General features: G+C 63.5%; 26 protein-coding genes and 1 riboswitch. Of the genes, 12 read left to right on the top strand and 14 right to left on the bottom strand.

All coding sequences use genetic code 11. The annotated features are described in order from the left end of the window. Positions 1–180 (bottom strand): hypothetical protein, encoded by a 180-nt coding sequence (locus tag LB572_RS00905; protein WP_224666304.1) that lies wholly within the window; start codon positions 178–180, stop codon positions 1–3. Between the two features lie 79 nt (positions 181–259). Here LB572_RS00905 and LB572_RS00900 point away from each other — a divergent pair, with 79 nt between their 5' ends. Beyond that, positions 260–526, top strand: a complete 267-nt coding sequence (locus LB572_RS00900; RefSeq protein WP_224666303.1) for a hypothetical protein — start codon at positions 260–262, stop codon at positions 524–526. A gap of 25 nt (positions 527–551) precedes the next feature. Continuing rightward, the gene (locus tag LB572_RS00895) at positions 552–824 is read left to right on the top strand and encodes a hypothetical protein (protein WP_224666301.1); all 273 of its coding nucleotides are present in this window, start codon (positions 552–554) and stop codon (positions 822–824) included. 178 nt (positions 825–1,002) lie between these two features. Here LB572_RS00895 and LB572_RS00890 read toward each other — a convergent pair whose 3' ends face one another. Genes LB572_RS00890 through LB572_RS00880 form a run of 3 tightly spaced genes read right to left on the bottom strand, consistent with a single transcriptional unit; the run spans position 1,003 to position 3,333 of the window. Then, positions 1,003–1,548 carry a rhodanese-like domain-containing protein gene (locus tag LB572_RS00890; protein ID WP_224666299.1) on the bottom strand — a complete coding sequence of 182 codons (546 nt, stop codon included), beginning with the start codon at positions 1,546–1,548 and terminating at the stop codon, positions 1,003–1,005. Between the two features lie 39 nt (positions 1,549–1,587). Next, positions 1,588–2,403, bottom strand: coding sequence for a quinoprotein dehydrogenase-associated SoxYZ-like carrier (locus tag LB572_RS00885; protein ID WP_224666298.1), 816 nt, complete (start codon positions 2,401–2,403; stop codon positions 1,588–1,590). Between the two features lie 18 nt (positions 2,404–2,421). Beyond that, on the bottom strand, positions 2,422–3,333 hold the full coding sequence (locus LB572_RS00880; protein WP_224666580.1) for a quinoprotein relay system zinc metallohydrolase 2: 912 nt from the start codon (positions 3,331–3,333) through the stop codon (positions 2,422–2,424). Positions 3,334–3,512: 179 nt separating this feature from the next. Here LB572_RS00880 and LB572_RS00875 point away from each other — a divergent pair, with 179 nt between their 5' ends. Next, positions 3,513–3,965 carry a hypothetical protein gene (locus LB572_RS00875; RefSeq protein WP_224666296.1) on the top strand — a complete coding sequence of 151 codons (453 nt, stop codon included), beginning with the start codon at positions 3,513–3,515 and terminating at the stop codon, positions 3,963–3,965. A gap of 83 nt (positions 3,966–4,048) precedes the next feature. Here LB572_RS00875 and LB572_RS00870 read toward each other — a convergent pair whose 3' ends face one another. Beyond that, on the bottom strand, positions 4,049–5,038 hold the full coding sequence (locus LB572_RS00870; RefSeq protein WP_224666294.1) for a LysR family transcriptional regulator: 990 nt from the start codon (positions 5,036–5,038) through the stop codon (positions 4,049–4,051). 292 nt (positions 5,039–5,330) lie between these two features. On the opposite strand from LB572_RS00870, the gene chvE reads away from it, so the two are divergent. The 5 genes from chvE to LB572_RS00845 all read left to right on the top strand — a co-directional run bounded on the left by chvE (position 5,331) and on the right by LB572_RS00845 (position 11,094). Then, positions 5,331–6,401, top strand: a complete 1,071-nt coding sequence (chvE, locus tag LB572_RS00865; RefSeq protein ID WP_140802801.1) for a multiple monosaccharide ABC transporter substrate-binding protein — start codon at positions 5,331–5,333, stop codon at positions 6,399–6,401. A 199-nt stretch (positions 6,402–6,600) separates the two neighbouring features. Continuing rightward, the gene (gene mmsA / locus LB572_RS00860) at positions 6,601–8,133 is read left to right on the top strand and encodes a multiple monosaccharide ABC transporter ATP-binding protein (RefSeq protein ID WP_224666292.1); all 1,533 of its coding nucleotides are present in this window, start codon (positions 6,601–6,603) and stop codon (positions 8,131–8,133) included. After that, positions 8,130–9,422, top strand: a complete 1,293-nt coding sequence (gene mmsB / locus LB572_RS00855; RefSeq protein ID WP_140802799.1) for a multiple monosaccharide ABC transporter permease — start codon at positions 8,130–8,132, stop codon at positions 9,420–9,422. The genes mmsA and mmsB overlap by 4 nt, the downstream gene beginning before the upstream one ends. A gap of 202 nt (positions 9,423–9,624) precedes the next feature. Beyond that, entirely contained in the window at positions 9,625–10,617 is a 993-nt protein-coding gene (araD1, locus tag LB572_RS00850; protein WP_224666290.1) for an AraD1 family protein, read from the top strand. Between the two features lie 24 nt (positions 10,618–10,641). Continuing rightward, complete coding sequence (locus LB572_RS00845; protein WP_140802797.1) at positions 10,642–11,094, top strand: hypothetical protein; 453 nt, start codon at positions 10,642–10,644, stop codon at positions 11,092–11,094. Between the two features lie 13 nt (positions 11,095–11,107). Here the strand turns inward: LB572_RS00845 and LB572_RS00840 are convergent, their stop codons facing one another. Then, entirely contained in the window at positions 11,108–12,202 is a 1,095-nt protein-coding gene (locus tag LB572_RS00840) for a 2'-deoxycytidine 5'-triphosphate deaminase (protein WP_140802796.1), read from the bottom strand. A 77-nt stretch (positions 12,203–12,279) separates the two neighbouring features. Continuing rightward, positions 12,280–12,357: riboswitch (SAM riboswitch) on the top strand. Between the two features lie 56 nt (positions 12,358–12,413). On the opposite strand from LB572_RS00840, the gene LB572_RS00835 reads away from it, so the two are divergent. Next, positions 12,414–13,604 (top strand): O-succinylhomoserine sulfhydrylase, encoded by a 1,191-nt coding sequence (locus LB572_RS00835; RefSeq protein WP_224666288.1) that lies wholly within the window; start codon positions 12,414–12,416, stop codon positions 13,602–13,604. Between the two features lie 83 nt (positions 13,605–13,687). Here LB572_RS00835 and LB572_RS00830 read toward each other — a convergent pair whose 3' ends face one another. After that, entirely contained in the window at positions 13,688–14,833 is a 1,146-nt protein-coding gene (locus tag LB572_RS00830) for a ceramide glucosyltransferase (protein ID WP_224666286.1), read from the bottom strand. A 320-nt stretch (positions 14,834–15,153) separates the two neighbouring features. On the opposite strand from LB572_RS00830, the gene apaG reads away from it, so the two are divergent. Then, on the top strand, positions 15,154–15,546 hold the full coding sequence (gene apaG / locus LB572_RS00825) for a Co2+/Mg2+ efflux protein ApaG (protein WP_140802793.1): 393 nt from the start codon (positions 15,154–15,156) through the stop codon (positions 15,544–15,546). A 50-nt stretch (positions 15,547–15,596) separates the two neighbouring features. Here apaG and LB572_RS00820 read toward each other — a convergent pair whose 3' ends face one another. The 3 genes from LB572_RS00820 to LB572_RS00810 form a co-directional block, all read right to left on the bottom strand. Beyond that, a complete protein-coding gene (locus LB572_RS00820) occupies positions 15,597–16,625 on the bottom strand; it encodes an Hsp33 family molecular chaperone (RefSeq protein ID WP_224666285.1) in 1,029 nt (342 codons plus the stop codon). A 122-nt stretch (positions 16,626–16,747) separates the two neighbouring features. After that, positions 16,748–17,659: an ornithine carbamoyltransferase gene (argF, locus tag LB572_RS00815; protein WP_140802791.1), complete on the bottom strand. Its 912-nt coding sequence runs from the start codon at positions 17,657–17,659 to the stop codon at positions 16,748–16,750. Between the two features lie 17 nt (positions 17,660–17,676). Further along, positions 17,677–18,876, bottom strand: a complete 1,200-nt coding sequence (locus LB572_RS00810; RefSeq protein ID WP_140802790.1) for an aspartate aminotransferase family protein — start codon at positions 18,874–18,876, stop codon at positions 17,677–17,679. Between the two features lie 357 nt (positions 18,877–19,233). Here LB572_RS00810 and LB572_RS00805 point away from each other — a divergent pair, with 357 nt between their 5' ends. Then, positions 19,234–19,752, top strand: coding sequence for a GcrA family cell cycle regulator (locus tag LB572_RS00805; RefSeq protein WP_140802789.1), 519 nt, complete (start codon positions 19,234–19,236; stop codon positions 19,750–19,752). A gap of 103 nt (positions 19,753–19,855) precedes the next feature. Here LB572_RS00805 and LB572_RS00800 read toward each other — a convergent pair whose 3' ends face one another. The 3 genes from LB572_RS00800 to LB572_RS00790 all read right to left on the bottom strand — a co-directional run bounded on the left by LB572_RS00800 (position 19,856) and on the right by LB572_RS00790 (position 23,142). Beyond that, complete coding sequence (locus LB572_RS00800) at positions 19,856–20,860, bottom strand: magnesium and cobalt transport protein CorA (RefSeq protein WP_140802788.1); 1,005 nt, start codon at positions 20,858–20,860, stop codon at positions 19,856–19,858. A 185-nt stretch (positions 20,861–21,045) separates the two neighbouring features. Further along, on the bottom strand, positions 21,046–21,768 hold the full coding sequence (phoU, locus tag LB572_RS00795; RefSeq protein WP_140802787.1) for a phosphate signaling complex protein PhoU: 723 nt from the start codon (positions 21,766–21,768) through the stop codon (positions 21,046–21,048). 108 nt (positions 21,769–21,876) lie between these two features. Continuing rightward, on the bottom strand, positions 21,877–23,142 hold the full coding sequence (locus LB572_RS00790; protein WP_140802786.1) for a sensor histidine kinase: 1,266 nt from the start codon (positions 23,140–23,142) through the stop codon (positions 21,877–21,879). A 202-nt stretch (positions 23,143–23,344) separates the two neighbouring features. Here LB572_RS00790 and ppk2 point away from each other — a divergent pair, with 202 nt between their 5' ends. Then, the gene (gene ppk2, locus LB572_RS00785) at positions 23,345–24,250 is read left to right on the top strand and encodes a polyphosphate kinase 2 (protein ID WP_224666283.1); all 906 of its coding nucleotides are present in this window, start codon (positions 23,345–23,347) and stop codon (positions 24,248–24,250) included. Between the two features lie 146 nt (positions 24,251–24,396). On the opposite strand, the gene LB572_RS00780 is transcribed toward ppk2, so the two are convergent. Then, positions 24,397–25,146: an enoyl-CoA hydratase-related protein gene (locus LB572_RS00780; protein ID WP_224666282.1), complete on the bottom strand. Its 750-nt coding sequence runs from the start codon at positions 25,144–25,146 to the stop codon at positions 24,397–24,399. Positions 25,147–25,157 lie beyond the last annotated feature (11 nt).

Here is a 25,157-nt window from a genome sequence, read left to right as displayed (position 1 = left end):
TCACAAAAAGCGCTCGCCTTCGCCGCGGTGCTCGTAGCAAAACCAGTGAGATGGGCGCTTCGGCTTGGCAAAGCCCCAGCCGGCATCTTTGCCGCAGCCGGCATGCTCGCACACATGGCCAAGCGGGCCGCGCTCGCGCGGAATTGCCGGTTCGCCAGCGCCTATGGGTTCGTCGCTCATGGCGAAAAGATTCCACAAACCGGCTTGACGAGCAAGGAATTTGTTCTCATTTCGTTCATGTATGTCAGGAGAACGAACCATGCCCCGCAGGCGCCGCCATGACGATATCTCGGAAGGTCATCTCGCATCGATCGAGCAGCAGATGCACCGGCTTCGCAGCGCATTGGACAGCGCGCAGCTGTCGCTGACGCCATTCCGGCCGCACTATGATGCGATCACCGGTCTGAAACGGCACATGGTCGAGGCGATGAACCTGCTCATGGACCGCCCGATAGACTACGAGCGCCCGCACGCCGCGCCGATGTCAGGGCCCGGCCTGCCGCCGCCGAGTTCCAAGATAAGCTAATGCACCCGATTGGCCGGGCTCACACATGGCGATCGAGACGGTCAGGGACGTCTGGCAGGCGGGAGGCCGCATCCATTTCCGCTGCACCTGGGGCCGTCGGGCTGGGCTAAAGACAATTCGCGAGTGCGGCTTCCGCTATGATCTCGACCTTATGACGCTGATGATCACGCGCGGTCGCGCCTGCCTGATTTCAGATTTGCATCGGAAGGTGCGCTGCCCGATGTGCGGCTCGCACGACGTTGCGATCGGCATCTCATTGCCAGGCAACGCCGGCGCGGCGGCGATGTTGGGTCGGTGAAAACAGGCGCGGCAACGTTTTACAGAACCTCCGTAACCCATTGATTTGATTTGCGCGGATTTTGCTCTGTTTTACAGGCAAGTCGCTGGAATCGCTCTGAAAGGGCTAGCTTCCCAAGCTGAACGCGCGGGTTCGATTCCCGCTACCCGCTCCAGCTGGCGGGCAGGATTTGCGCCTCTTATTTGGGCGCGGCTGCGCTCCAACCGGCCTCCGGCTTGACCACAGCGGTCTCGTGCTTCTCCTGCCAGCCGTCTATGCCGGCGGGAAACCAGCCGACATTGGTGTAGCCTTTCATCACCAGCCGCTTGCCGGCGTTCCAACTGCCCCAGCATTGCGGGCGGCAGAAGGTCACGATCGGCCTGGCCTTGTCCTCCTGCGTCAGAGCCTCGATGCGGCGATAGAACATCTCCTCCTGCCCATCCCCGAGAGACGCCGCTCCGGCGCCCGGCATCCACACTGCCCCGGGCATTGAACGATGGGTTGGAAGCCAGAGCCCGTCCTTGGGGAAATCGTCCGGCTTCCTGTCAGCCGGACCGACATCGAGAAGGATCGGCTTCCTGGTCATCAGCGCCTCGAGGGCGGCGAGGTCGAGCACCCTTGCGCCTGAGAGCGTCGCCGGCGTCTCGCCATGCATCGGCCCACTCCACAAATCGCTGGGCTCTGCGACCGGATCGGCGCGAGCCATATTAGGGAGGAGCGCCACCACGGCAACGATGGCCGCCATCCTGGCAATTTCAACAATGGAACGCATCGCCGGGCCCGATCAGTTCATCGCAGCCGGCATGTCGAAACCCTGCTCCCAATGGCCATCCTTGGTGTCGGAAGCAACGACCTTCAGCGGCTCTCTCCCGTTCTGGACGAAGGAGAAAGTGATGACCGGATTGGTGGAGAGCGAGATATCGGCTTCGAGGTCGAACACCTTGGCATTGCCGGAGGAGACCGACATCTTGTCAATGTAGCGCGGCGGCGTGAAGTATTGCGTTATCGGGTTCTTCTGCATCCCGTTGAAATTGGGATGGCGGATCATGAGCGTCGCCTCTACCGGCTTGCCTGCCGCGGCGCCCTCGGCGAATTTCATCCGCATCTCGCCCATGCCCGCCATGGCCTTTTCGTCGCTCGCCGCAACCGGCGCCGAGCAGCCGCCGGAGGCCTTCACGAAGGCGGCCGTCTCGAAGAGCCTGCCGTCCTTGGTCTCCGCCACCGCGTGAACATTCGTGTAGGTATCGACCCTCACGCGCAACTGCACCGACCCGGCATCCGCCGCAGGACCGAAGGTGAATTTGGCCGCGAAAGGTGCCGGGTTGTCGTCGATGACCAGATAGACCGACTTGATCTCGTTCTTCTCGGGCATCGTCAGCGTCATCGGTACGAGCGCGGCGTCCTGCGCGCGCTTGGGCGCGTCGAGCTTGATCAGCGTTTCGGTCGGCTCGATCTTGCGGTCGCCGAACAGATACTGAGCGATCTGGTTCCAGCGTTCCTGCCGCTCAGGCTCCATGTTGACCGGCTCCGAGGCCGATGCTCGCGTGAGCGGCACCCCGGCAAGGACGGCGAGGCATATGGCAAGCGGCAGAATCTTCATGGTCTCCTCCTCGTCGGCCTACTCCCACTCAAGCTCCTTGTAGGCCTGGATGACATTGCGCTCGTTGTAGTCGTCGAACAGCACCCAGCGGTCCCGCTCCGATTGCGCGACGGAGCGGGCGGCATCCTCGATCGAAACGCCCGAGGCTATCGCCTTGCGCGTGCCGTCGCTCAAGGTGGACAAGTAACGTGTCAGGTCAGCCATGGCGGGAGCCATATCCACGATCGGCGGGCCATGGCCCGGCACGGCTCGAGACGCGCCGAGCGTCTTGAGCTTGTCGAGTTCGGCGAGCCATCCCGGCAAGCTGCCGTCAAGCGAAGGAACCCGGTTTACGAAAAGCAGGTCGGCCGGGAAGAGCAACCCGGTCTCGACATCCAGCATCGACAGGTCGCAATCCGTATGGGCCGTCGCGTGCGCGCTCAGCCGGACAATGCGGCCCCCCAGGTCGATTTCCGCGCCGTCCTTCACCTCCTGGGTGGGATAGACAACACTGCCGGCGCTCTCGGCGCCGAGGATCTCCGCAAGTCGCTTCTGGTAGAACTCGCCGCGCGCCTCCAGCGCCGACCGCAGCGCGTGGTGTCCGACAAAGGCCGGCCGGTCCGCGGCGAAGGCCGCCGCGCCGAAAGAATGATCCGGGTGCACATGGGTGATCAGAACATGGCGGATGGGCTTGTCCGTACGCTTCCTGATCTCGGCCCTCAGCCACTCGCCATCCGTGAGGCTGCCGCCGGAATCGGTGACCAGCACGCTATCGCGCCCGACGACAAAGCCGATGTTCGCAATGCCTCCGTGGTTGGCGGCCGCGGCTTCCTCGTGCGGGGCTGCGCGAATGAAAATACCCGGCCCCACCTCCGTCATGGTCGCGGCAGCGGTGCTGCTCGGCAAACAGCAGAGGCAGAATCCGCCGATCAGCGCGGCGCGTCGTGACATCTGAAGGGCCGACACAGCCCCGATGCCGGGCTGGCCTGACACATCCTTCAAAAAGGACGAAATATGCATATGCGCGTATAGCATGCCGGCTCGCAGCCGGCATATTGGCCAAAATGCCAACTGACGAGACAAGGCGCGAGCGACAGGCAGATCGCCGGATGCCGGCGCCGGCAAGGGTGATGACGGTCTACATCAAGGAAACTCGGATCTTGCGCAGATGCGCAAGATCCGAGCTCAACGTACCCCGGCGAGTGACGCCGTTACAGCCAGACATTGATCCAGAAGCGCTCACGCCGGCAGCGGCGGCGCCAACGGCCATGATGCCAGTAGCGGCGGCAGACATGCCTCCAGCCCCGCCGGCGACCGCGACGACGGTGGCGCCAGCGCCAATTCCCGTGTCCGTGACGGCGATGGTGACGATGGTGCGACACCAATTCCACTTCAGCCGGATCCTCGCCATCGAAGACCGCGTTTTCCGGCTTGTCGAGCTCGTCCAGAATTCCGTTACCGGCGGGAATACCGGCAACGGCCTTGCTGGGTCCGGCAAGGCTTGCAAGTGCCGCCGCCCCCGCAACGCCAAGCATTCCAGTCAGAAACAATCGACGTTCCATCAAAACCTCCCGAGCTGTTGAGCATCGGCAGCTCTTCCCTCACCCGCAACGGGCTCCAGCGAGCGGCCGATCGGTTTGAACGTACAAGTAGCATTGTCGTTCCATTACCCCACTTCGCGCAAGATGAAGTCGTGCAACATTTTCGCGGCCGGCGAGAGCACGCGATTCTTGACCGTGATCAGGCTGTAGGGCCGGACTTCGATATCGAACTCGGTCTGCACGACGTCGATAGCGCCGGCCAGCCCGTCGCCGCCTTGAATGAACTTCGCGACCTGGATCGAGACCGGCGCGATGGCGTCGGACTGCGCCACCATCACCAAGGTGAGCAGGAGCGAAGAGGTGTTGAGGATACGGTCGGGAAGCGGAATGTCACGGTTCAAGAAGTTGCTTTCCATCGCCTGGCGCAGCGGCGAGCCGCCGGACTGGAACACCCAATCATAGCCCGCCGTTTCTTCCAGCCGCACCATCTTGCCGCTCGCCAAGGGGTGGCCGCGGCGCACGATGAGGCAGGCCTTCTCGACGCCGATGACGCGCGATTCGAAGAGCCGCGGATTGAGGTCGTCGGGGATGCGGGCGATGATGAAGTCGTGGCGCGACGCGATCAGTTCGCGGGCGAGCACGTTCGAGGTCTCGACCTGCATGGTGATCTCGATGCGCGGGTAGATGCGGCGGATCTCGCGGATCGCCGGCACAGCCAATTCGATCGCCGGCGCCGTCACCGCGCCGAGGAACACCGAGCCGCCCTTGCCGGCCTTGAGCTCGGAAATCTCGCGGTCGGCCTCGCGCATCTCGAGCAGGATCGAGCGGGCGCGGCGGGCGAGAGCCTGGCCGTAGGGGGTCAGCGTCACGCCGCGCGGCAGGCGCTCGCACAACTTGACGTCGAGCACCGCTTCCATCTCGGCGATCATGCGTGAGGCGGCCGGCTGGGAGATGTTCATGACCTGGGCGGCGGCGCTCACCCGTCCGTGATCGTCAAGCGCTGTGATCATGCGCATGTGGCGAAGGCTGAGGCCGCTGCGCAGCAGGGTCTCGCCGTCTCCCGGCAATTTCTCGTAACTGCCTGAAATCGCTTCTGGATCGCGTAGTGCCGCCATGGATTGAAGCCTCTCCGCCGTGTTTCCATCTGCCGTTTTATCTATACCGGTTTCGATATAGCAACCAGCAAAGATCGCATTTGACAGTTATGTCAAAGGAACCCACCCTTCGTGCGTTCCGAGGCGCAGGGGTCGGTAACGAGCAAATTCGTATCGATTGAAACTGCGTCGCGGGACCGATTGGGAGGATACCGGAGATCGATAAAGCCGACAGTTGCGCGCCTGCGCATCTGCTCGACTGCGCGGCCCGCGAAGCCCCGAGGTGTCGCGTCCATCAACCAGGGAGAGTAATGTGAAGATCATCAAGACGCTGGCCGCCATCGCGGCCCTTGGCATTGCCGCCACGACCTATTCGGCGCATGCCGCCGACAAGGGTCTCGTCGGCGTGCTGATGCCCACCAAGACCTCGCAGCGCTGGATCAACGACGGCGACGCCGTCAAGTCCCAGCTCGAAGCGCTCGGCTACACCGTCGACCTGCAGTATGCGCAGGATGACATCCCGAACCAGCTCAGCCAGCTGGAAAACGAAATCACCAAGGGCCCGAAGGCGCTGATCATCGCTTCGATCGACGGCACCACCATGGCCGACGCGCTGCAGAAGGCCAACGACGCCGGCGTCGTCGTCGTCGCCTATGACCGCCTGATCAAGAAGACCAAGAATGTCGACTACTACACCACTTTCGACAATTTCGGCGTCGGCGTGATCCAGGCGAATTCGCTGGTCAAGGGCCTCAAGGAGCGTTTCCCGAACACCAAGCCGTGGAATGTCGAGCTGTTCGGCGGCTCGCCGGACGACAACAACGCCTTCTTCTTCTACAATGGCGCGATTTCCGTCCTGCAGCCGCTGATCGATGACGGCTCGATCAAGATCAAGTCCGGCCAGACCGGCATGGACAAGGTCGGTACGCTGCGCTGGCTCGCCGCCACCGCCCAGGCTCGCATGGACAATCTGCTTTCCGCCAACTACTCGGACGGCAGCCGCGTCGATGGCGTTCTGTCGCCCTATGATGGCCTGTCGCGCGGCATCACCGCCTCGCTGCGCGCCGTCGGCTACGGTACGGATGCACAGCCCTGGCCGATCGTGACCGGCCAGGACGCAGAGACCGCCTCGGTCAAGCTGATCATCTCGGGCGAGCAGTACTCGACGGTGTTCAAGGATACCCGCGAACTGGCCAAGGCCACCGTGCAGCTGGTCGACAAGGTGCTCTCCGGCGGCAAACCCGATGGCCTCGACGAAAAGACCTACAACAACGACGTCAAGGTCGTTCCCTCGATCCTGCTGACGCCGCATGAGGTCGACAAGTCGAACTACCAGGCGCAGGTGGTCGACTCCGGCTACATCAAGGCCGACGAGCTGAAGTAATACAGCCTCAAAGGAAGGGGTCCTGCGCGACGCAGGGCCCCTTTTCGTTCACAAGCGACCCCGGTATTGTCTTGCCGGCTTCTGCAGCGTCACGCGCCGAACCGAAAACGCGAAGCCCGCCGCAGTGTATTGATTTCGCGCATAGGCCTTTCCACAATCGATGCCGATTTGGGAGCCGTGCGCCAGGGAGCAGATCCTGATGGCCTCGACGATTTTGGAGATGCGCGACATCACCAAGACGTTCCCCGGCGTGAAGGCGTTGTCGAACGTCAACCTCAGCGTCGAGGAAGGTGAGATCCACGCCATCGTCGGCGAGAACGGCGCCGGCAAGTCGACGTTGATGAAGGTGCTGTCGGGCGTCTATCCATCCGGCACCTATGACGGCCAGATCATCTTCCGCGGCCAGGAATGTAACTTCAAGGGCATTCACGACAGCGAGCATATCGGCATCGTCATCATCCACCAGGAGCTCGCCCTGGTGCCGATGCTGTCGATCACGGAAAACATCTTCCTCGGCAACGAGCATGCCAGCTACGGCGTCATCGACTGGGACGCCAACGAAACGCGCACGGCCGCCCTGCTCAAGAAAGTCGGGCTCAACGAGGACCCCAAGACGCTGATCACCAATATCGGCGTCGGCAAGCAGCAGCTGGTCGAGATCGCCAAGGCGCTCAGCAAGGAAGTGAAGCTCTTGATCCTCGACGAGCCGACCGCCTCGCTCAGCGAAAAGGACAGCCAGGCGCTGCTCGACCTCCTGCTCGAGTTCAAGCGCCAGGGCATGACCTCGATCCTGATCTCGCACAAGCTGAACGAAGTGAACCGGGTCGCCGACAAGGTGACGGTGATCCGCGACGGGCGCACCATCGAGACCCTGCCGAGGAAAGATATCTCGGAAGACCGCATCATCACCTCGATGGTCGGCCGCTCGCTCGACGACCGCTATCCGCCGCGCGAGCCGCAGATCGGCGAGATCATCTTCGAGGTCAAGGACTGGTCGGTGTACCACCCGATCCATGCCGAGCGGCAGGTGATCAAGAACATCAACCTCAATGTGCGCAAAGGCGAGGTGGTCGGCATCGCCGGACTGATGGGCGCCGGCCGCACCGAATTCGCGATGAGCCTGTTCGGCCGCTCCTACGGCCGGCATATCAGCGGAGAGGTGTCGCTCCGAGGCAAGCCTATCGACCTCTCGTCAGTGAGCAAGGCGGTGGCAGGTGGCATCGCCTATGTCACCGAGGACCGCAAGACCTACGGCCTCAACCTCATCGACCACATCAAGCACAATGTGACTTTGGCCAATCTGGGCGGCGTTTCGAGCCGCGGCGTCATCGACGACATGCGCGAGATGAGCGTCGCCAACGACTATCGCAAGAAGACCAACATCCGCGCCTCCAGCGTCTATCAGTTGACCGGCAACCTCTCGGGCGGCAACCAGCAGAAGGTGGTGCTGTCGAAATGGCTGTTCGCCGATCCGGAGGTTTTGATCCTCGACGAGCCGACCCGCGGCATCGACGTCGGCGCCAAGTACGAAATCTACACGATCATCGCGCGCCTCGCCGCCGAGGGCAAAGCGATCATCGTCATCTCGTCGGAAATGCCTGAATTGCTCGGTATCTCCGACCGCATCTATGTCATGAACGAAGGGCGTATCGTCGGCGAAATGGCGGCGAGCGACGCAAGCCAGGAAAAAATCATGCGCGCCATCGTTCGGGGAGAAGGAAAAGCATCATGAGCACAGACAGCGCTCCCGCGCCGCAAAGCGGCGTCGCCGAGGACGTCAAGCAGGGACAGCGCGTCGCCGTCTCGGCGCTGACGACGAACCTGCGCGAATATGGCCTGATCATCGCGCTGATCGTCATCATGCTGTTCTTCCAGTACACGACGTCGGGAACACTGTTCAAACCGGTGAACCTCAGCAACCTGGTGCAGCAGAACTCGTTCATCATCGTGATGGCGCTCGGCATGCTGCTGGTGATCGTCGCCGGCTATATCGACCTCAGCGTGGGATCGGTCGCCGGCTTCATCGGCGCGCTCGCGGCGATGATGATGGTGATCTGGCCGCTCGGGATATTCTCGAATCCGCTGGTGGTCTCGATCGTCTGCCTGATCGTCGGCGGCCTCATAGGCGCGGCGCAGGGTTACTGGATCGCCTATCACCGGATACCGAGCTTCATCGTGACGTTGGCCGGCATGCTGATCTTCCGCGGCATCTGCCAGGCGCTGCTTGGCGGCGGCTCCTCGGTCGGCCCGCTGCCGGACAGCTTCAAGGCGCTGAGCTCCGGCTTTATCCCGGACGTCATCGGCCCGCTCGTGCTGATCCCGCCGACGGTGAATGCCGCCGGCAAGACCATCCTGGGCAGTGGGCTTACGCTGCATATGACGACCATCGTGCTCGGCCTGATCGCGGTGCTCGCCTACGCCTATTTCGGCTTCAGGACACGGCGCAAGCGCGAGCGCCATGGCTATGAGGCGGAGCCCTTCCCGCTGTTCGTCATCAAGACGCTGGTCGGCAGCGCGCTGGCGCTGTTCCTGGTGTTCCAGTTCGCGAGCTACCGGGGCCTGCCGGTCGTGCTCCTGGTGATGGGCGTGCTGATCTCGCTGTTCGTCTTCGTCACCAAGCGCATGACCATCGGACGCCGCATCTATGCGATGGGCGGCAACGCCAAGGCCGCGCAGCTGTCGGGCATCAACACCGAAAGGCTGACGCTGCTCGTCTTCATCAACATGGGCGTGCTGTCGGCGCTGGGCGGCCTGATCATCGCCGCGCGCCTCGGCCAGGCCGTGCCGGCCGCCGGTCTCGGCTCAGAGCTCGACGTCATCGCGGCCGTCTTCATCGGCGGCGCCTCGGCAATGGGCGGCGTCGGCCAGGTAATCGGCGCCGTGGTCGGTGGTTTCATCATGGGCGTGATGAACAACGGCATGTCGATCATGGGCGTCAATGTCGACTGGCAGCAGGTGGTCAAAGGCCTGGTGCTGCTCGGCGCCGTGATCTTCGACGTTTACAACAAGAACAAGGCTTAAGGGCCGGAACAAAGTTCAGGAGGCATACGGGTTTCAGATCGCGAAGCTGCCGGCAACCCGTCGGCATCAAGAAGTCCCGACAAGGACCAGGCTCGCGAGCGCAATCCGGACGAAGAATTTCAACCGTGTCGTGGATCGCTCCACGCCACGCCGGGTAAGGCTTGCCCCGCAGGCAGCCGCTAAATGAGAGAGGATTCGAAACATGCTGATCTCCCAGATCCTCGACGACGCCGAGACGATCCGCGTCGTCGCCCGCAATGGCGGCGGCAAGACCAGGGTCATCAACGGCGCGCGCAGCGTCTATTCGCTGGCGATGGAGGCCGCGCGGACCGGCACGGGGCTCGAAGCGCTGATCGAACGCAAAGGCTATGGCGAGACGGTCGATCTCGATGCCGCCTACAAGAGGGGCAGGCTGGTCTCGCCGATCAACCATCCGGACCCCGCGCATCTGCACCTCACGGGCACCGGCCTGACGCATCTCGGTTCCGCGGCGACGCGCGATTCCATGCACAAGAAGCTCAATGACGGCGAAGAGCAGCTCACCGATTCCATGAAGATGTTCCGCATGGGGCTCGAAGGCGGCAAGCCGGCCAAGGGACAGGCCGGCGTGCAGCCGGAATGGTTCTACAAGGGCAATGGCACGATGGCGGTGGCGCCCGGCGCGCCTCTGGTGTCGCCGGCCTTCGCGCAGGACGGCGGCGAGGAGCCGGAGATCGCCGGCATCTATGTGATCGGCGACGACGGCGCGCCGTTCCGCGTCGGCTTTACGCTGTCGAACGAGTTCTCCGACCATGTGACGGAGCGGGTGAACTATCTGTTCCTCGCCCATTCCAAGCTGCGCAACGCCTCGTTCGGCCCCGAGATCCTGATCGGCGACCTGCCTGCCGACATCCGCGGCGCATCGCGCATCTGGCGCAACGGCAAGCTGTTGTGGGAAAAGCCGTTTCTCTCAGGCGAAGCGAACATGTCGCACACCATCGCCAATCTCGAGCACCACCATTTCAAATATTCGGCCTTCCGCCAGCCGGGCGACGTGCATGTGCATATGTTCGGCACCGCGACGCTCTCCTTCGCCGACGGCATCAGGACCGAGGCCGGCGACACGTTCGAGATCGATGCGCAGGATTTCGGCCTGCCGCTGCGCAACCCGCTGGAGATCGAAAAGCCGGTGAAGGTGGCGGTGAAGGCGCTGTGAGGTAGCGCCAGGCCTGGAGGATAAATGGATCGCAAGCGGATCGGCATTGTCTTGATGGGGGTGATGCTTGCCCTCGCCTGCACTTCCTCCGCGGCTTACGGCGCCGCGAAATGCAGCCCGCAGTCCTACCGCCAAGCTCAAGCGACGATGACGAGCCGGCTTCTGGCCACCGGTTACTCGAAGCCGCAAGCGATCTTTCTGATGCGCAACGCGGATCGCATGACGTCGGCGCTGCGCGCCGACCAGCTAAACGACAAAGCCAGGGCCTGCGGTATCGACTCCGCGCGAGCCTATGTGCTCGCATGCCTCGACAAGCAGTTGTTCCCGTTAAGCGCGGGCCCAGGCTCACCGCTTGATGAAACTAAGCAGACCAAAGGATTTTGGGGCAGAAAGCGCCTGACTGAACGCGAGCTGCTCTTTGTCAGCGACTTCCATGCCTGCCTTGGCGCGGCGAAAGAATTTCTGTTTCGCGGCTGACAAGGCCAGCGGATCAGCGCGCGGCGCGGAAATGCTTGGAGAGCTTGAGGCCCTGCGCCTGATAGTTCGATCCTAGATCGGTGCCGTAAAGCGCCTGCGGCCGCTTCAGCATGTGCTCGTAGACGAGACGGCCGACGATCTGGCCGTGGTCGAGGATGAACGGCACCTCGTGGCTGCGCACTTCGAGCACGGCGCGGCTGCCGGTGCCGCCGGCGGCGGAGTGGCCGAAGCCCGGATCGAAGAAGCCGGCATAGTGGACGCGGAATTCGCCGACCAGCGGATCGAAGGGCGTCATCTCGGCGGCGTAGAGCGGCGGCACGTGCACCGCCTCGCGCGAGACCAGGATGTAGAACTCGTCCGGATCGAGCACCAGCTCGCCGGCGCCGCTCTTGTAGATCGGCTCCCAGAAATCGACGACATCCTGCGCGGCGCGCTTGTCGACATCGACCAGGCCGGTGTGGTGCTTGCCGCGATAGCCGACAAGGCCGTCCTTATCGCCGTCGAGGTCGATGGAGAGCGCGATGCCGCCGCCGGAAATGTTGGGCGGCTCGGTGGCGACCAGCATCTCGGCGCGGTGCAGGTCGCGCAGCTCGTTCTCCGAGAGCAACGCGTTACCAGTGCGGAAACGGATCTGCGATAGCCGCGAGCCGGCGCGCACGACGATCGGGAAGGTGCGCGGGCTGACTTCGAGATAGAGCGGCCCACGATAGCCGGCGGCGATCTTGTCGAACTCGTGGCCGCGATCGGTCATGACGCGGGTGAAGATGTCGAGCCGGCCGGTCGAGCTCTTCGGATTGGCCGAGGCCGATACGTTCGCCGGCAGCGCCAGGCTTTCGAGCAGCGGCACTATGTAGACGCAGCCCGTTTCCAGCACCGCGCCCCCGGTGAGATCGATCTCGTGCAGCTTCAGCCGCTCGAGCTTGTCGGCGACCAAGTGGTCCGGACCAGGCAGGAAGGAGGCGCGCACGCGAAACGCCTTGTCGCCGAGCCTGAGATCGAGGCTGGCCGGCTGGATCTGATCGGCATCGAGGGCGCGCGGCGACTTCAGCGCACCGGACTGGAACAGCGCGGAAATATCCTGGTCGGGGAGAATGCCTGTCTGCCGCAAAGTCTTACTCCGCTCTGCTGGTACAAACCTCTTAATGGAGCCGGCAATTGACGCAAGCGCGGCGCTCATTTAAAGGGTCGTTATCCCGTGGTGATTTGGCCGGTCGGCTTGCAGCCACGTAAAACAAGTCGCTAAAGGACCGTCGAGCCGCAAGGCTATATGGACCGGTTGCGACTTCGCGGCCGGTTTTTTTGTGTCTGGAAGCAGGGCTATGAGCACCAAGAAGCGTAACTGGAAACCTCAAACGGCACTCGTGCATGGCGGAACGCTGCGTTCGCAGTACGGCGAGACCGCCGAGGCGATGTATCTCACGCAGGGCTATGTCTACGAAACGGCGCAGGCCGCGGAAGCCCGCTTCAAGGGCGAGGAGCCGGGTTTCATCTATTCGCGCTACGCCAACCCGACCGTCGATATGTTCGAAAAGCGCATGTGCGCGCTGGAAGGCGCCGAGGATGCCCGCGCCACCGCCTCCGGCATGGCCGCCGTTTCCGCCGCCCTGCTCTGCAGCGTCAAGGCCGGTGATCATATCGTTGCGGCGCGCGCGCTGTTCGGTTCCTGCCGCTGGGTGGTCGAGACGCTGGCGCCGCGCTACGGCATCCAGGCGACGCTGGTCGACGGCACCGACATCGCCAATTGGGAAAAGGCGGTAAGGCCGAACACCAAGCTGTTCTTCCTGGAAAGCCCGACCAATCCGACGCTGGAAGTGGTCGATATCGCCGCGGTCGCCAAGCTCGCCAATTCGATCGGCGCGCGCGTGATCGTCGACAATGTCTTTGCAACGCCGCTGCAGCAGAAGCCCTTGCTGCTCGGCGCCCATATCGTCGTCTATTCGGCGACCAAGCATATAGACGGCCAGGGCCGCTGCCTCGGCGGCGTCATCCTGTCGGACAAGAAATGGATCGACGAGAACCTGCACGACTATTTCCGCCACACCGGCCCGAGCCTGTCGCCCTTCAACGCCTGGACGCTACTGAAGGGCCTGGAGACGCTGCCGCTGCGGGTGCGCCAGCAGACCGAGAGCGCCGGCAAAATCGCCGATTTCCTGGCCGGACGGCCGGAGATCGCACGCATCATCTATCCGGGCCGCGCCGATCATCCGCAGGCGGATGTCGTGAAGAAGCAGATGTCGGGCGGCTCGACGCTGATCTGCCTCGACGTCAAGGGCGGCAAGCAGGCGGCCTTCGCCTTGCAGAACGCGCTCGACATCGTGCTGATCTCGAACAATCTCGGGGACGCCAAGAGCCTGATCACCCATCCGGCGACGACGACCCACAAGAACCTGAGCGACGACGCGCGGGCAGAGCTGGGCATCGGGCCAGGCACGCTCAGGCTCTCCGTCGGCCTTGAGGACGCCGACGATCTGCTGGAGGACATCGAGCAGGCGCTGAAGGCGGCCAAATAGAAAGCCACTGCCAGTCGCGGCCTGAGCCTTCCAGAGCCGCAATCCCGGGCGGAAAAGCGCCACACACTTTTCCTGGAATTGCTTCAGGCGAGCTCTTCCAGTTCGGTCATCGCCTTGGTGCGGATGGTCATGGCGTTGCCGCGCCATTCCACGGCGCCGCCGAACCAGGCGCGCGCCCAGATGGCGGGCAGCATGAAGTCGCGCGCGATCATCGCGGTGACGCTGCGCGGCGACAGGTACCAGCCCTTGGCCGACGCCAGCAGGCATTCCGGCAAATAGGCGATCGCCAGCACGCATAAAGCCGTGCCGGGCAGGCTGACGCCGGCGCCTGCCGCGGCAACCAGCGCCAGCAGCAGCGCCATCGCCGCACCGGTCAGGATCTCCGGCGCGAAGAACAGCGGGAAGGTGACCCGGCGCAGCCGCGCCCAGCGCGCCTGGCGCGACCAGATTTCGGCGCGCGAACGCTGGCCGAGCGGCTGCTCGAAAGGCGAGGCGACGAGATTGACGCGCAAGCCCAGGCTGTTGACCAGCTTGGTGGCGGCCGCGTCCTCGGCGATCTCGGCGGCCAAAGCCTGGATGCCGCCATTGGCGTCCAGCATCGGCTTGTTCCACAGCATGCTCTTGCCCTGGGCGAAGCCAAGGCCGAGCGCCTCGCCGGCATATTGCCAGCGCGCCTGCAGGGTGTTGAGAAACGCGCATTCGACTTCGGCCCAAAACCCGTCCGGCCGCGAGCCGATCGGCGTCGAGCAGACGAGGCCGGTATCCGCGCGCCACGCCGCCATCAGCTGCTGGACATAGTCCCTCGGCATCAGCACGTTGGAATCGGCGAGGACGACCCAATCGTGCCGCGCCGCCTGCCAACCCTTGACGCAGTTGTTGAGCTTGGGATTGGCGCTGATGCGGTCGTCTCCTATCAGCAGCCGCGCCGGAACCTTCGGGTAGCGCGCGATCGCCGCATTGACGAGCCTGACGACCGGGTCTTCGGCGTGCGCGACGCAGAAGATCAGCTCATAGCGGGGCCAGTCGAGCGAGAAGGCGCGCTGCAAGGTCTCCTGCGCGAACGGCTCGACGCCGCGCAAGGGAACGATGATCGAGACCGGCTGGGTGCCTGCTGCGGGCGGCGCAATGACACGCCGCCGTCTGAGCCGCGACGAGGCGAGCAGGATGCTGGCGAGATTGGATAGGAGAAGGGCTGACGAAGCCAGGCCGGCTGCGATAGTCGGTTCCATCGAGATCTGGTCACTCCCGACAGGGCGTTTCACCGTTTCAGCGAAAACGGCGAACCGCTCTATCTCTTTGTTTTCACGCGATCCCGGACGGGAAACCGCTCACACTTTTCCTGCAATTGCTTCAGGCCACAGCGGCCGTTTCATCCGTCGACAGAATGTCCGAGTCGCCCGGCACGGTTTGTGCACACCAACATTGTCATGTGTCACTTAAATGACATTGTTTTTCGGCACCTGCGCCTACAAGGCTGGCAGGACGGTCGGCGCTGCGCGTCAAACAGCGAAGCGCGACGAATGTTCCGCGGCGGCAACCGGAGTGGCCCATGTATCGCGCAGTGACGCGCAACATCGAAGTCCTGGTCAGGCCCTTCTATCTGGAGGACCGCTCCGATCCGTCCGAGAACCGCTATGTCTGGGGCTACCAGGTGACGATCGACAACCGTTCCGATGAATTCGTGCAACTTCTGTCGCGCTACTGGCATATCACCGACGGGCGAGGCCGGGTCGAGGAGGTGCGCGGCGCCGGCGTCGTCGGCGACCAGCCGGAACTCAATCCCGGCGACAGCTATCAGTACACCTCAGGCTGCCCGCTCTCGACGCCGTCGGGCATCATGGTCGGCCACTACACGATGCGCAACGGCCGCGGCGAGACGTTCGATATCGCCATTCCGGCTTTCTCGCTCGACATGCCGGGGACGAGGCGCACGGTGAATTAAAGAACTCGAGTTCCTAGCCCCACGAAGTGGGGAGAGGAACCGGAGCTTTCTTACTTCACGAATTCGGCCGGATCGAAGTCGTATTGCGTCGAGCAGAACTCGCAGGCGACATGGATGCCGCCGTCCTCGGTCGAGTCCTTGATCTCCTGCGCCGAAAAGCCTTCGAGGATGCCGTGGATCTTCTCGCGCGAGCAGGAGCACTGGTCGGCGACCGGCACGCCGCGGAAGACGCGCACGCCGTGTTCGTGGAACAGCCGGTAGAGCAGCCGCTCGGCGCCCACCGTCGGGTCGATCAGCTCGGTCGGCTCGATAGTGCCGAGCAGCGCCAGCAATTCCTGCCAGGAATTGTCGGCCGGCTGATGCGTAACGTCCCGCGGATCGCCGTCGCCGCCCGAAATGTCGGGCACGCGCATGCGCTCCGGCGCCTGCGGCAGGAACTGCGCCAGGATGCCGCCGGCGCGCCACTGCTCGCGCGCGCCGGCCGGGCCGGGCGTGACCAGCTTGGCGACCGACATCTTGATCTCAGTCGGGATCTGCTCCGACTGCCGGAAATAGGTGCGCGCGGCATCCTCCAGCGAGGTGCCGTCGAGCTGCACGATGCCCTGGTAGCGCTGCGTATGCGCGCCCTGGTCGATGGTCAAAGCCAGCACGCCGTCGCCAAGCAGCACCTGCTGCGAGGTCTCGCCGGCGGCGATCAGCGCCTGCAGCCGGTCGGCATCGAAGCGCGCATAGGCGCGCAGCGCATCCGGCGTGCTGAAGTCAGCCACCAGCATATCGACCGGACCGTCGGTGCGGGTCTGCAGGATGAACTTGCCTTCGAACTTCAGCGAGGTGCCGAGCAGCACGGTGAGCACGCAGGCTTCCGCCAGCAGGCGGGCGACCGGCTCGGGATAATCGTGGCGGCTCAAGATGGCGTCGAGCATCGGCCCGAGCTGCACGGTGCGACCGCGCACATCGAGCGGCGCGACCTCATAGGGCACGACGTGATCGTCGCCGGCGAAGCCGAATTCACCGAGTTGGGGTTTATGCTCAGCCAAGGTATGGGTTTCCAACATGACAAAACTCCGGGGCGCAGCCATGCAACCCGATGAGCCGCATGCGTCGAAGCGCGTTCAATTTACGTGATGGCCCGCAAATAGGCATCACATATCCCCGGATCAAGTTTACACCGATCGGGCCGGAGCCATCGGGTCGGCCCTTCTCAAGCGCCCAGGCACCAGGCCAGCACCGCCTTCTGGGCGTGCAGCCGGTTCTCGGCCTCGTCGAAGACCACCGAATGCGGCCCGTCGATCACCTCGTCGGTGACCTCCTCGCCGCGATGCGCGGGCAGGCAGTGCATGAACAACGCATCGGGCTTGGCCTTGGCCATCAGCGCCGCATTAACCTGATAGGGCAGGAAGACGTTGTGGCCACGGGCGCGATGCTCCTGGCCCATCGAGACCCAGCTGTCGGTGACGACGCAGTCGGCCTGGTCGACGGCCTCTTCGGCGGACCTGGAAAACCTGACCTTGCCGCCATTGGCCTTCGACCAGTCGACATATTTCTCGAAAGGCTCGCTGCCTTCGGGCACCGCGACATTGAGATTGAAGCGGAACCGTGCCGAGGCTTCGAGCAGCGAATGCAGCACATTGTTGCCGTCGCCGGTCCAGGCGAAGGTCTTGCCGGCCACCGGACCGCGATGCTCCTCATAGGTCATGATGTCGGCCATGAGCTGGCAGGGATGCGTGTCGTCGGTCAACCCGTTGATGACCGGAACGGTGGCGTTTCCGGTGAGCTCCAGCAGCCGGTCATGCGAGGTGGTGCGGATCATGATGGCGTCGACGTAGCGCGACAGCACTTTTGCTGTGTCGGCGATGGTCTCCGAACGGCCGAGCTGCATCTCGGTGCCGGTCAGCATGATGGTCTCGCCGCCGAGTTGGCGCATGCCGACGTCGAAGGACACGCGCGTGCGCGTCGACGGCTTGTCGAAGATCATGGCCAGCACCTTGCCGTCGAGCGGTTTGGAACGCTCACCCGCCTTGAGCCTGGTCTTTCGCGCCATCGCGTCGTCCAGCATGATGCGCAGGTCGCCCGCGGAAACGGCGGATAGATCGGTGAAGTGGCGAACACTCATCGGCAGGTTTCCAGAAATTATTTCGCGGCTTCGGCCGCAATCGCGTCGGTCAGCCCCTTGGCGCCGGCGCGAATGCGCTCCAGCGCCTCGCCGATCTCCCCGTCGGCAACGGTGAGCGGCGGCAGGAGGCGGATGACATTGTCGCCTGCCGGCACGGCAAGCAGGTGCTGGTCGCGCAGCGCCATGTTCACCTTGGTGTTTGGCATGGCGCATTTCAGGCCGAGCATCAGGCCGGTTCCCCTGATGCCCTCGATGACATCGGGAAACTCGTCCGCGACCCCAGCCAGCCCCTGTTTCAGAAGCAGCGCCTTGCGCTGCACGTCCTCGAGGAAGCCATCGGCCAGAACCACGTCGAGCACCGCGTTGCCGACCGCCATCGCCAGCGGATTGCCGCCGAAGGTGGTGCCGTGCACGCCGGCCGTCATGCCGGCCGCCGCCTCATCCGTGGCAAGGCAGGCGCCCATCGGGAAGCCGCCGCCGATGCCCTTGGCGATCGCCATCAGGTCGGGCGTGACGCCGGCCCATTCATGCGCGAACAGCTTGCCGGTGCGGCCGATGCCGCACTGGACTTCGTCGAAGATCAAAAGCAGGCCATGCTGGTCGCAAAGCTGCCGCAGCCGCTTCAGCGATTGCGTCGGCACCGGGCGGATGCCGCCCTCGCCCTGCACCGGTTCGATCAGGATCGCCGCGGTCTCCGGCGTGATCGCCTTTTCGGCCGCGTCGATGTCGTCATAAGCGACCTGGTCGAAGCCTTCGACCTTCGGGCCGAAGCCTTCGAGATACTTGTACTGGCCGCCGGCGGCGATCGTCGCCAGCGTGCGGCCATGGAAGGCACCCTCGAAGGTGATGATGCGGAAACGCTCGGGATGGCCCTTGACGAACTGATAGCGCCTGGCCGTCTTGATGGCGCATTCCAGCGCCTCGGCGCCCGAATTGGTGAAGAACACCTTGTCGGCAAAGGTGGCATCGACCAGCCGCTCGCCCAGCCGGCGCTGTTCCGGGATCTCGTATAGATTGGAGACGTGCCAGAGCTTGGCGGCCTGTTCGGTGAGCGCTGCGACCAGATGCGGATGGCTGTGGCCCAACGAATTCACCGCAATACCGCCCGCGAAGTCGAGATATCGCTCGCCCTTGTCGGTGACCAGCCAGGTCCCCTCCCCGTGGTCGAAAGCCAGGGGTGCGCGAGCAAAGGTCTCGTAAAGCGCCGAACCGCTCATTATATGCGTCTCCGGAACCGGAAAATCAAAAAAGCCGCCAATGCGGCGGCCTTTGCGGCTTATCATGTTTTTCGGCCATGAAGTCAACGAAAACGTCACGCAGAAGCGCGTGGCCAACCCCCGACGTCACGCCGGCTCATGAGTAGACCGGCAAGTTGGGGAAAACCGAAAAAACCGAATCGTGTTGCCCTGGGGACTCTTGTCACCGAGTCAGCGCATAAGGTATTTGTAGTCGAGAAATAACTAGATTTCGTGCGGCGGACCTAAATCACCCGATATATGTGGTGTTGTTTGCCCGGCGGGAGCCGGGTCGGGAATGGATTCTGACTACGCACGCCTCAGCAGGAGCGCGGCCCCATGAATTGGACTGACGAGCGGGTAGAACTTCTCAGGAAATTGTGGTCGGAGGGTCTGAGCGCCAGCCAGATTGCCGCACAGCTTGGCGGAGTGAGCCGCAACGCCGTCATCGGCAAGGTGCATCGCCTGAAGCTGTCGGGCCGCGGCCGCGCGACGGCCGCCCCGGCGCGCCAGAAGAAGACGACGCAAGGCGCCTCGATGCAGAAATCGGTGACACGCGCCGCAAGCGCCACACGGCATGTGACGGCCACCATCGGCGCCACCGCGCTGCAGGTGCAGTTCGACGCCGAGCCGGTCGCGCGTCATTACCTCCGCCCGGTCGAGAACGTCGTGGTGCCGATCTCACGCAACCTGCAGCTTGTCGAGCTGACCGAACGCACCTGCAAATGGCCGAATGGCGATCCGCTCTCGGAGAGCTTCAGCTTCTGCGGCAACGACGCCGCCGAAACGGGACCGTATTGCAAATATCATTCCCGGGTTGCGTTCCAGCCGGCGGCGGAACGGCGCCGGGCACGCTGAGCGAATAGCGAATAGCGAATAGAACGGCTTGGCTTCTGCGACAGGGAGCAAGCCGTTTTCGTTGCTCCCTATTCGCCGCTCCCTATTGGCTATTCGCTTCCGCTCACAGCCATCCGTTCTTCTTGAACCGCCAGTACAGGAACGAGCAGATCGAGGCCATCACCAGCAGAATGACGGGATAGCCATATTCCATCTTCAACTCCGGCATGTCTGAGAAGTTCATGCCGTAGATGCCGGCGAAAGCCGTCGGCACCGCCAGGATGGCGGCCCATGAAGCGAGCTTCTTGGAGATGGCGGTTTCCTGGCTCTGTCCGACGAGAAGGCTGGCTTCGAAGGCGAAGGCCAAGACCTCGCGCAGGCTATCGATCTTTTCCTGCACGGTGCGGATGTGGTCGGTCACGTCGCGAAACAGCGGATGCATGGCGGCATGGACCTGCGGCAGGTCGGCGCTGGTCAGCCGACGGCACACCTCCACCAGCGGCAGGGCCGCGTTGCGCAGCCGCAGCAGATCGCGGCGCAACATGTAAAGCCGCTCGATATCGGCGCCGGTCATCGGCTTCAAAAGCACCTTGTCCTCGATCGCCTCGACCTCGTCCTCGATCTGCTCCAGCACCGGCATGTAATTGTCGACGATGAAATCGAGGATGGCGTAGAGGACGAAGTCCTCGCCCTTGGCGAGCGAATGCGGGCAGCTCTCCCAATGCTGGCGCACCGCGGCATAGGAAGTCGACGGCCCATGCCGGACGCTGACGATGTAACCGGTGCCGACGAACAGATGCGTCTCGCCGAACGTGACGCGGCCTTCGATCAATTGCGCGGTGCGGGCGACGATGAAGAGGGCGTCGCCATATTGCTCGATCTTAGGGCGCGCATGCGGATGCTCGGCGTCCTCGATCGCCAGGTCATGCAGGTGGAATTGCGCCTGCACCCTGAGCAGCAGGTTGCGATCGGGCTCGAGCAGGCCGATCCAGACGACATGGCCGGGTTTAGCCGCCCATTCGCCGGCCTGTTCGATCGCGATGTCTGCGATGCGCTTGCCGCCCGAATAGACGCTGGACGCTATGATGCCCGACGTTGCGGCCGGGGTCAGGTTCCGAACTTGCTCCATCGCAAACCTCCCGAGACTGCGACTGACAAATCGCTGTGCCTGGAACGTTTCACCGTTTCATGGAACGGCGAACCGCTCCGCCTCCCTGTTTCACACAATTCCGGACGGAAAACCGTATTACACTTTTCCTGGAATTGCTCGGAGAAGCTTAGCCTATATTAGGAAACCGTTCGAGAGGCGCCGGTTCACTTAGCCGGCACCGGGCCGGGAAGCACGACCTTGTCGGTCTTGTCGCCCTTCGGCCGGTCGGCCGGCATCTGGTCGCCCGTGACGATGTAATAGATCGTCTCGGCGATATTGGTGGCATGGTCGCCGATGCGCTCGATATTCTTGGCGCAGAACAGAAGATGCGTGCAGGGCGTGATGTTGCGGGGATCTTCCATCATGTAAGTCAAAAGCTCGCGGAACAGCGAGGTGTACATGGCGTCGATCTGATCGTCCCTGTCGCGCACGAAGCCGATCCTCTCGACCGAGCGCGAGGCATAGATGTCGAGCACTTCCTTGAGCTGCGTCAGCGCCAGGTTGGCAAGGGCCTCGAGGCCGCGGAAAAGGCTGTTCGGCTGGCGGCCGTCGACCGAGGCCACGCGCTTGGCGACGTTCTTGCCCAAGTCGCCGACACGCTCGATATCGGCCGAGATGCGGATGGCGCCGACGATCTCGCGAAGGTCCGTCGCCATCGGCTGGCGCCTGGCGATGATGATGATCGCCTTGTCGTCGATCTCGCGCTGCCCCTCGTCGAGGACGAGATCGTCCTGGATGACCTTCTGCGCGAGGCCATGGTCGACGTTCACCAGTGCCGCGACCGCCTGTTCGACCATGCGCTCCGCATGCCCGCCCATCGCGGCGATGCGCTTCGACAGGAATTTCAGTTCTTCATCATAGGCACTGACGATATGGACGGACTGCATGGATATGCCTTCCCGGTTTTTACCGGCTGGTGCGTTCCCTCAATCCGTCGCTGATACGCGAACCGCATGACAGAAAGAAGAAAATCCCGGTTGGCAACCTGTACACGATCAGCGAGCCGGCAAATGAACTGTGAACGCCGCGCCCTTGCCGACTTCCGACTTGATGGACAGTCTTGCGTTATGACGGGTCAATATATGCTTGACGATCGAAAGGCCAAGCCCGGTGCCTTTCTGGGTGCGGCTGTTTTCGACATCGACGCGGTAGAAGCGCTCGGTGATGCGCGGGATGTGTTCTTCGGCAATGCCCGGACCATAGTCCCTGATCGTGACGTCGAAGCCCGGCTGTTGGCTATCCTCGGCGCTGGCGATCGATACGGCGACGCGCCCGCCCGACTGGCCGTATTTGCAGGCGTTCTCGAGGAGATTCTCGAATACCTGGAACAGCTCGTCGCGATCGCCGGGAACAACAAGCGGCCCATTGGCGAACTCCCGCTCGATGACGATGCCGTTCTCGCTGGCCAGCGGCCCGAGCGAATCGATGACGCTGTCGATCGTCTGGCGAAGATCGACCTCCGTGCCCGGCCTCAGATAGGGTTTCATCTCCAGCCGCGACAGCGAGAGCAGGTCGTCGATCAGACGGGCCATGCGGCCGGTCTGGTTCTGCATGATCTGCAGGAACTGGTCGCGCGCCGCCGGATCGTTGCGGGCCGGCCCGCGCAGCGTCTCGATGAAGCCGGCGATCGAGGCCAGCGGGGTGCGCAGCTCATGACTGGCATTGGCGATGAAATCGGCTCGCATGCGATCTATGCGACGCGTCTCGCTCTGATCCTTGAACACCAGCACGTAAAGGCCGGTGGCATGGCCGACCGTGGACGCGCTGACGCGATATGTGCGTTCCACTGGCAGCTTTTCGGTGTAGTCGACCGCATCGGCCGCGACCTGCCCCGACAGGATGCCGTCGAGTAGCGCCTGCATTTCCGGCGCGCGAAACTTCAATGCCAGCGACATTCCGGGCGCCAGCCCGCCGAAGGCGGCGAAGGCGGCGGCGTTGGCGTGCACGATGGCGGCGGAATCCTCGAAGATGATCAGCGGATCGGCGACCGCGGCCGCCAGATACTCGCCGGAGAGCCTCTGCAGCCCGCTTGCCTCGATCGCTGCCCCCGTATCGGCTGGCTGGCGTCCGGCATCCGCGGGCAGCATCGCCGCGGCCGCCAGCGCGGCCAGGGCCAGCACCAGCACATAGACGGAGGCGCCGGCAAAAAAATAGACGGCAAATACCGCAAGAACACCCGCGCCAAGCAGCCAGCGGTTGCGCGACAGCCGCGCCGCCAAGGCTTGCCCCTTGCTGTTTCGTCCCGCGCCCGTCTCTGCCATAGGCCCCGCGCCACCCCGCATCCCGTTCGACCGGCCAGCGGCTTGCTGGACCGGCCTGACGCATGGGACCCTGAAAATCAGGATCGATTTTCGCGAAGGTTCATGCGCAAAATCAATATGCTACAGCGTGTTTGCGCCCGAATGCGCGCTGCGCTGCACAGGCTCCATAGCATGAGTCCGCAAACTGGAAAGGTTCGTCTGGATGAAAAAGGCCAAGGAAGCAGCTGAAGCGGTGCCGGCCACGGCGCCGATCAAGATCAAGATCGGCGGCAAGGAGCGCGAGTTCGACATCGACAATCCGGCACTCCCTGACTGGATCGAGGACAACAAGCTCACCACCGGCGGTTATCCTTACGACAAGAAGATGAAAGGCGAGGAGTACGAAAAGGAGCTCGAGGCGCTGCAGATCGAACTGGTCAAGGCGCAGGCCTGGCTGCAGGCGACCGGCAAGCGGGTGATGGCGCTGTTCGAGGGCAGGGACGCCGCCGGCAAAGGCGGCACGATCTTCGTGCTGCGGCAATATATGAACCCGCGCACGGCTCGCAACGTCGCGCTGACCAAGCCGACGCCGACCGAGGCGGGGCAATGGTACTACCAGCGCTATGTCGACCATTTCCCGACCTCGGGCGAGTTCGTGACCTTCGACCGCTCCTGGTACAACCGCGCCGGCGTCGAGCCGGTCATGGGGTTCTGCACGCCCGAGCAGCACGAGAAATTCCTCGACGAGACGCCGCATTTCGAGCGGATGATCGCCAACGAGGGCATCCATTTCTTCAAATTCTGGCTGAACATCGGCCGCGAGACCCAGCTCGAACGGTTCCATGACCGTCGCTGGTCGCCGCTGAAGAACTGGAAGTTCTCGCCGATCGACATCGCCGGCGTCGGCAAGTGGGAAGATTACACCAAGGCGCGCGACCAGATGATCGAACGCACGCACAAGGAGTTCTCGCCCTGGACCATCGTGCGAGCCAACGACAAGCGCCGCGCCCGGCTCGCGGTGATCCAGCGTATCCTGCTTTCCCTGCCCTATGACGGCCGCGACCTCGACGCCGTCGGCAAGCCCGACAAGAAGATCATCGGCGAGGGACCGGAATTCCTGAAAGACTGACGCACATCTCCCGAAAGCATGCCCTCGGACTCGACCCGAGGGTGCGCGGCGGTTTTGGGAAGACGACATGCTCCACGCAAAGACCGCGGATTACAGCGCCGCGCGGCCTTCGGCTCGCGCGGCGCTGAGACTTTCATGTCGGCCGCTCAGGCAGCCAGGCGAGCGATCCGCTGCAGCCGCTTCAGCGTGGTGTCGTCCTGAAGCGCCTGCTGGAACAGCGTGATCTCATGGTCGATGCGGTCGCACAGCACGTCCGTATCGCCCTTGAGCAGGCTGCGCGTCTGCAGCAACGCCGCCACAGGCTTCTTGGCCAGCTGTTTCGCCCTTGCCAGCGTCGCTTCCTCGGCGCTGCCCTGCATCACGATCTCGCCGACCAGACCTAGCGCCCTGGCGTCTTCGACGCCCAGCGTGTCGCCCAGGCAGAAGAAGCGGAAGGCACCGGCATAGCCGAGCTTCTGGGGCGCCAAAATGCTGGTCGCCGCGTCCGGCACCAGGCCGAAATCGACGAACGGCACCCTGAAGGTGCTGCCCCTGGAAGCGATCACCATGTCGCAATGGAACAGGATGGTGCAGCCGACACCGACGGCATCGCCGTCGACACAGGCAAGGACCGGCTTGGGGAAGGTCGCCAGCATGCGGAACATGTCGGTGACGGCGGCGATCAGCTCCCGGTGCTTGGTGGCGTCGAGGAACTCCGAGAAGTCACCGCCAAGACAGAAGCAGCCGGCAAGGCCGCGCAGCATGACGACGCGGACCTCATCATTGACAGCCGCCTCGTGCAAGGTCCTGGCAAGGTTCGCATAGGCGTGCCTGTCCAGTACCGGCCGGCCGTCATGCGAGGACACCGTGACGACCAGCGTGTGGCCGCGCAGTTCCGGTTCGGGATGGAAACTCATGACCGCCTCCA

This window comes from Mesorhizobium sp. BH1-1-5, from assembly GCF_020165615.1.
In the GTDB taxonomy this organism is placed as follows: Bacteria; Pseudomonadota; Alphaproteobacteria; order Rhizobiales; family Rhizobiaceae; genus Mesorhizobium.
Note: the sequence above shows the minus strand (reverse complement) of the source record. Positions and strands in the feature narration are given on the sequence as shown.

What these genes read in the sequence shown, in the direction of transcription:
- LB572_RS00905 (WP_224666304.1), bottom strand. Translation starts at nt 180, where the DNA reads ATGAGCGACGAACCCATAGGCGCTGGCGAACCGGCAATTCCGCGCGAG.
- LB572_RS00900 (WP_224666303.1), top strand. Translation starts at nt 260, where the DNA reads ATGCCCCGCAGGCGCCGCCATGACGATATCTCGGAAGGTCATCTCGCA.
- LB572_RS00895 (WP_224666301.1), top strand. Translation starts at nt 552, where the DNA reads ATGGCGATCGAGACGGTCAGGGACGTCTGGCAGGCGGGAGGCCGCATC.
- LB572_RS00890 (WP_224666299.1), bottom strand. Translation starts at nt 1,548, where the DNA reads ATGGCGGCCATCGTTGCCGTGGTGGCGCTCCTCCCTAATATGGCTCGC.
- LB572_RS00885 (WP_224666298.1), bottom strand. Translation starts at nt 2,403, where the DNA reads ATGAAGATTCTGCCGCTTGCCATATGCCTCGCCGTCCTTGCCGGGGTG.
- LB572_RS00880 (WP_224666580.1), bottom strand. Translation starts at nt 3,333, where the DNA reads ATGTCACGACGCGCCGCGCTGATCGGCGGATTCTGCCTCTGCTGTTTG.
- LB572_RS00875 (WP_224666296.1), top strand. Translation starts at nt 3,513, where the DNA reads ATGACGGTCTACATCAAGGAAACTCGGATCTTGCGCAGATGCGCAAGA.
- LB572_RS00870 (WP_224666294.1), bottom strand. Translation starts at nt 5,038, where the DNA reads ATGGCGGCACTACGCGATCCAGAAGCGATTTCAGGCAGTTACGAGAAA.
- mmsA (WP_224666292.1), top strand. Translation starts at nt 6,601, where the DNA reads ATGGCCTCGACGATTTTGGAGATGCGCGACATCACCAAGACGTTCCCC.
- mmsB (WP_140802799.1), top strand. Translation starts at nt 8,130, where the DNA reads ATGAGCACAGACAGCGCTCCCGCGCCGCAAAGCGGCGTCGCCGAGGAC.
- araD1 (WP_224666290.1), top strand. Translation starts at nt 9,625, where the DNA reads ATGCTGATCTCCCAGATCCTCGACGACGCCGAGACGATCCGCGTCGTC.
- LB572_RS00845 (WP_140802797.1), top strand. Translation starts at nt 10,642, where the DNA reads ATGGATCGCAAGCGGATCGGCATTGTCTTGATGGGGGTGATGCTTGCC.
- LB572_RS00835 (WP_224666288.1), top strand. Translation starts at nt 12,414, where the DNA reads ATGAGCACCAAGAAGCGTAACTGGAAACCTCAAACGGCACTCGTGCAT.
- LB572_RS00830 (WP_224666286.1), bottom strand. Translation starts at nt 14,833, where the DNA reads ATGGAACCGACTATCGCAGCCGGCCTGGCTTCGTCAGCCCTTCTCCTA.
- apaG (WP_140802793.1), top strand. Translation starts at nt 15,154, where the DNA reads ATGTATCGCGCAGTGACGCGCAACATCGAAGTCCTGGTCAGGCCCTTC.
- LB572_RS00820 (WP_224666285.1), bottom strand. Translation starts at nt 16,625, where the DNA reads ATGGCTGCGCCCCGGAGTTTTGTCATGTTGGAAACCCATACCTTGGCT.
- argF (WP_140802791.1), bottom strand. Translation starts at nt 17,659, where the DNA reads ATGAGTGTTCGCCACTTCACCGATCTATCCGCCGTTTCCGCGGGCGAC.
- LB572_RS00810 (WP_140802790.1), bottom strand. Translation starts at nt 18,876, where the DNA reads ATGAGCGGTTCGGCGCTTTACGAGACCTTTGCTCGCGCACCCCTGGCT.
- LB572_RS00805 (WP_140802789.1), top strand. Translation starts at nt 19,234, where the DNA reads ATGAATTGGACTGACGAGCGGGTAGAACTTCTCAGGAAATTGTGGTCG.
- LB572_RS00800 (WP_140802788.1), bottom strand. Translation starts at nt 20,860, where the DNA reads ATGGAGCAAGTTCGGAACCTGACCCCGGCCGCAACGTCGGGCATCATA.
- phoU (WP_140802787.1), bottom strand. Translation starts at nt 21,768, where the DNA reads ATGCAGTCCGTCCATATCGTCAGTGCCTATGATGAAGAACTGAAATTC.
- LB572_RS00790 (WP_140802786.1), bottom strand. Translation starts at nt 23,142, where the DNA reads ATGGCAGAGACGGGCGCGGGACGAAACAGCAAGGGGCAAGCCTTGGCG.
- ppk2 (WP_224666283.1), top strand. Translation starts at nt 23,345, where the DNA reads ATGAAAAAGGCCAAGGAAGCAGCTGAAGCGGTGCCGGCCACGGCGCCG.
- LB572_RS00780 (WP_224666282.1), bottom strand. Translation starts at nt 25,146, where the DNA reads ATGAGTTTCCATCCCGAACCGGAACTGCGCGGCCACACGCTGGTCGTC.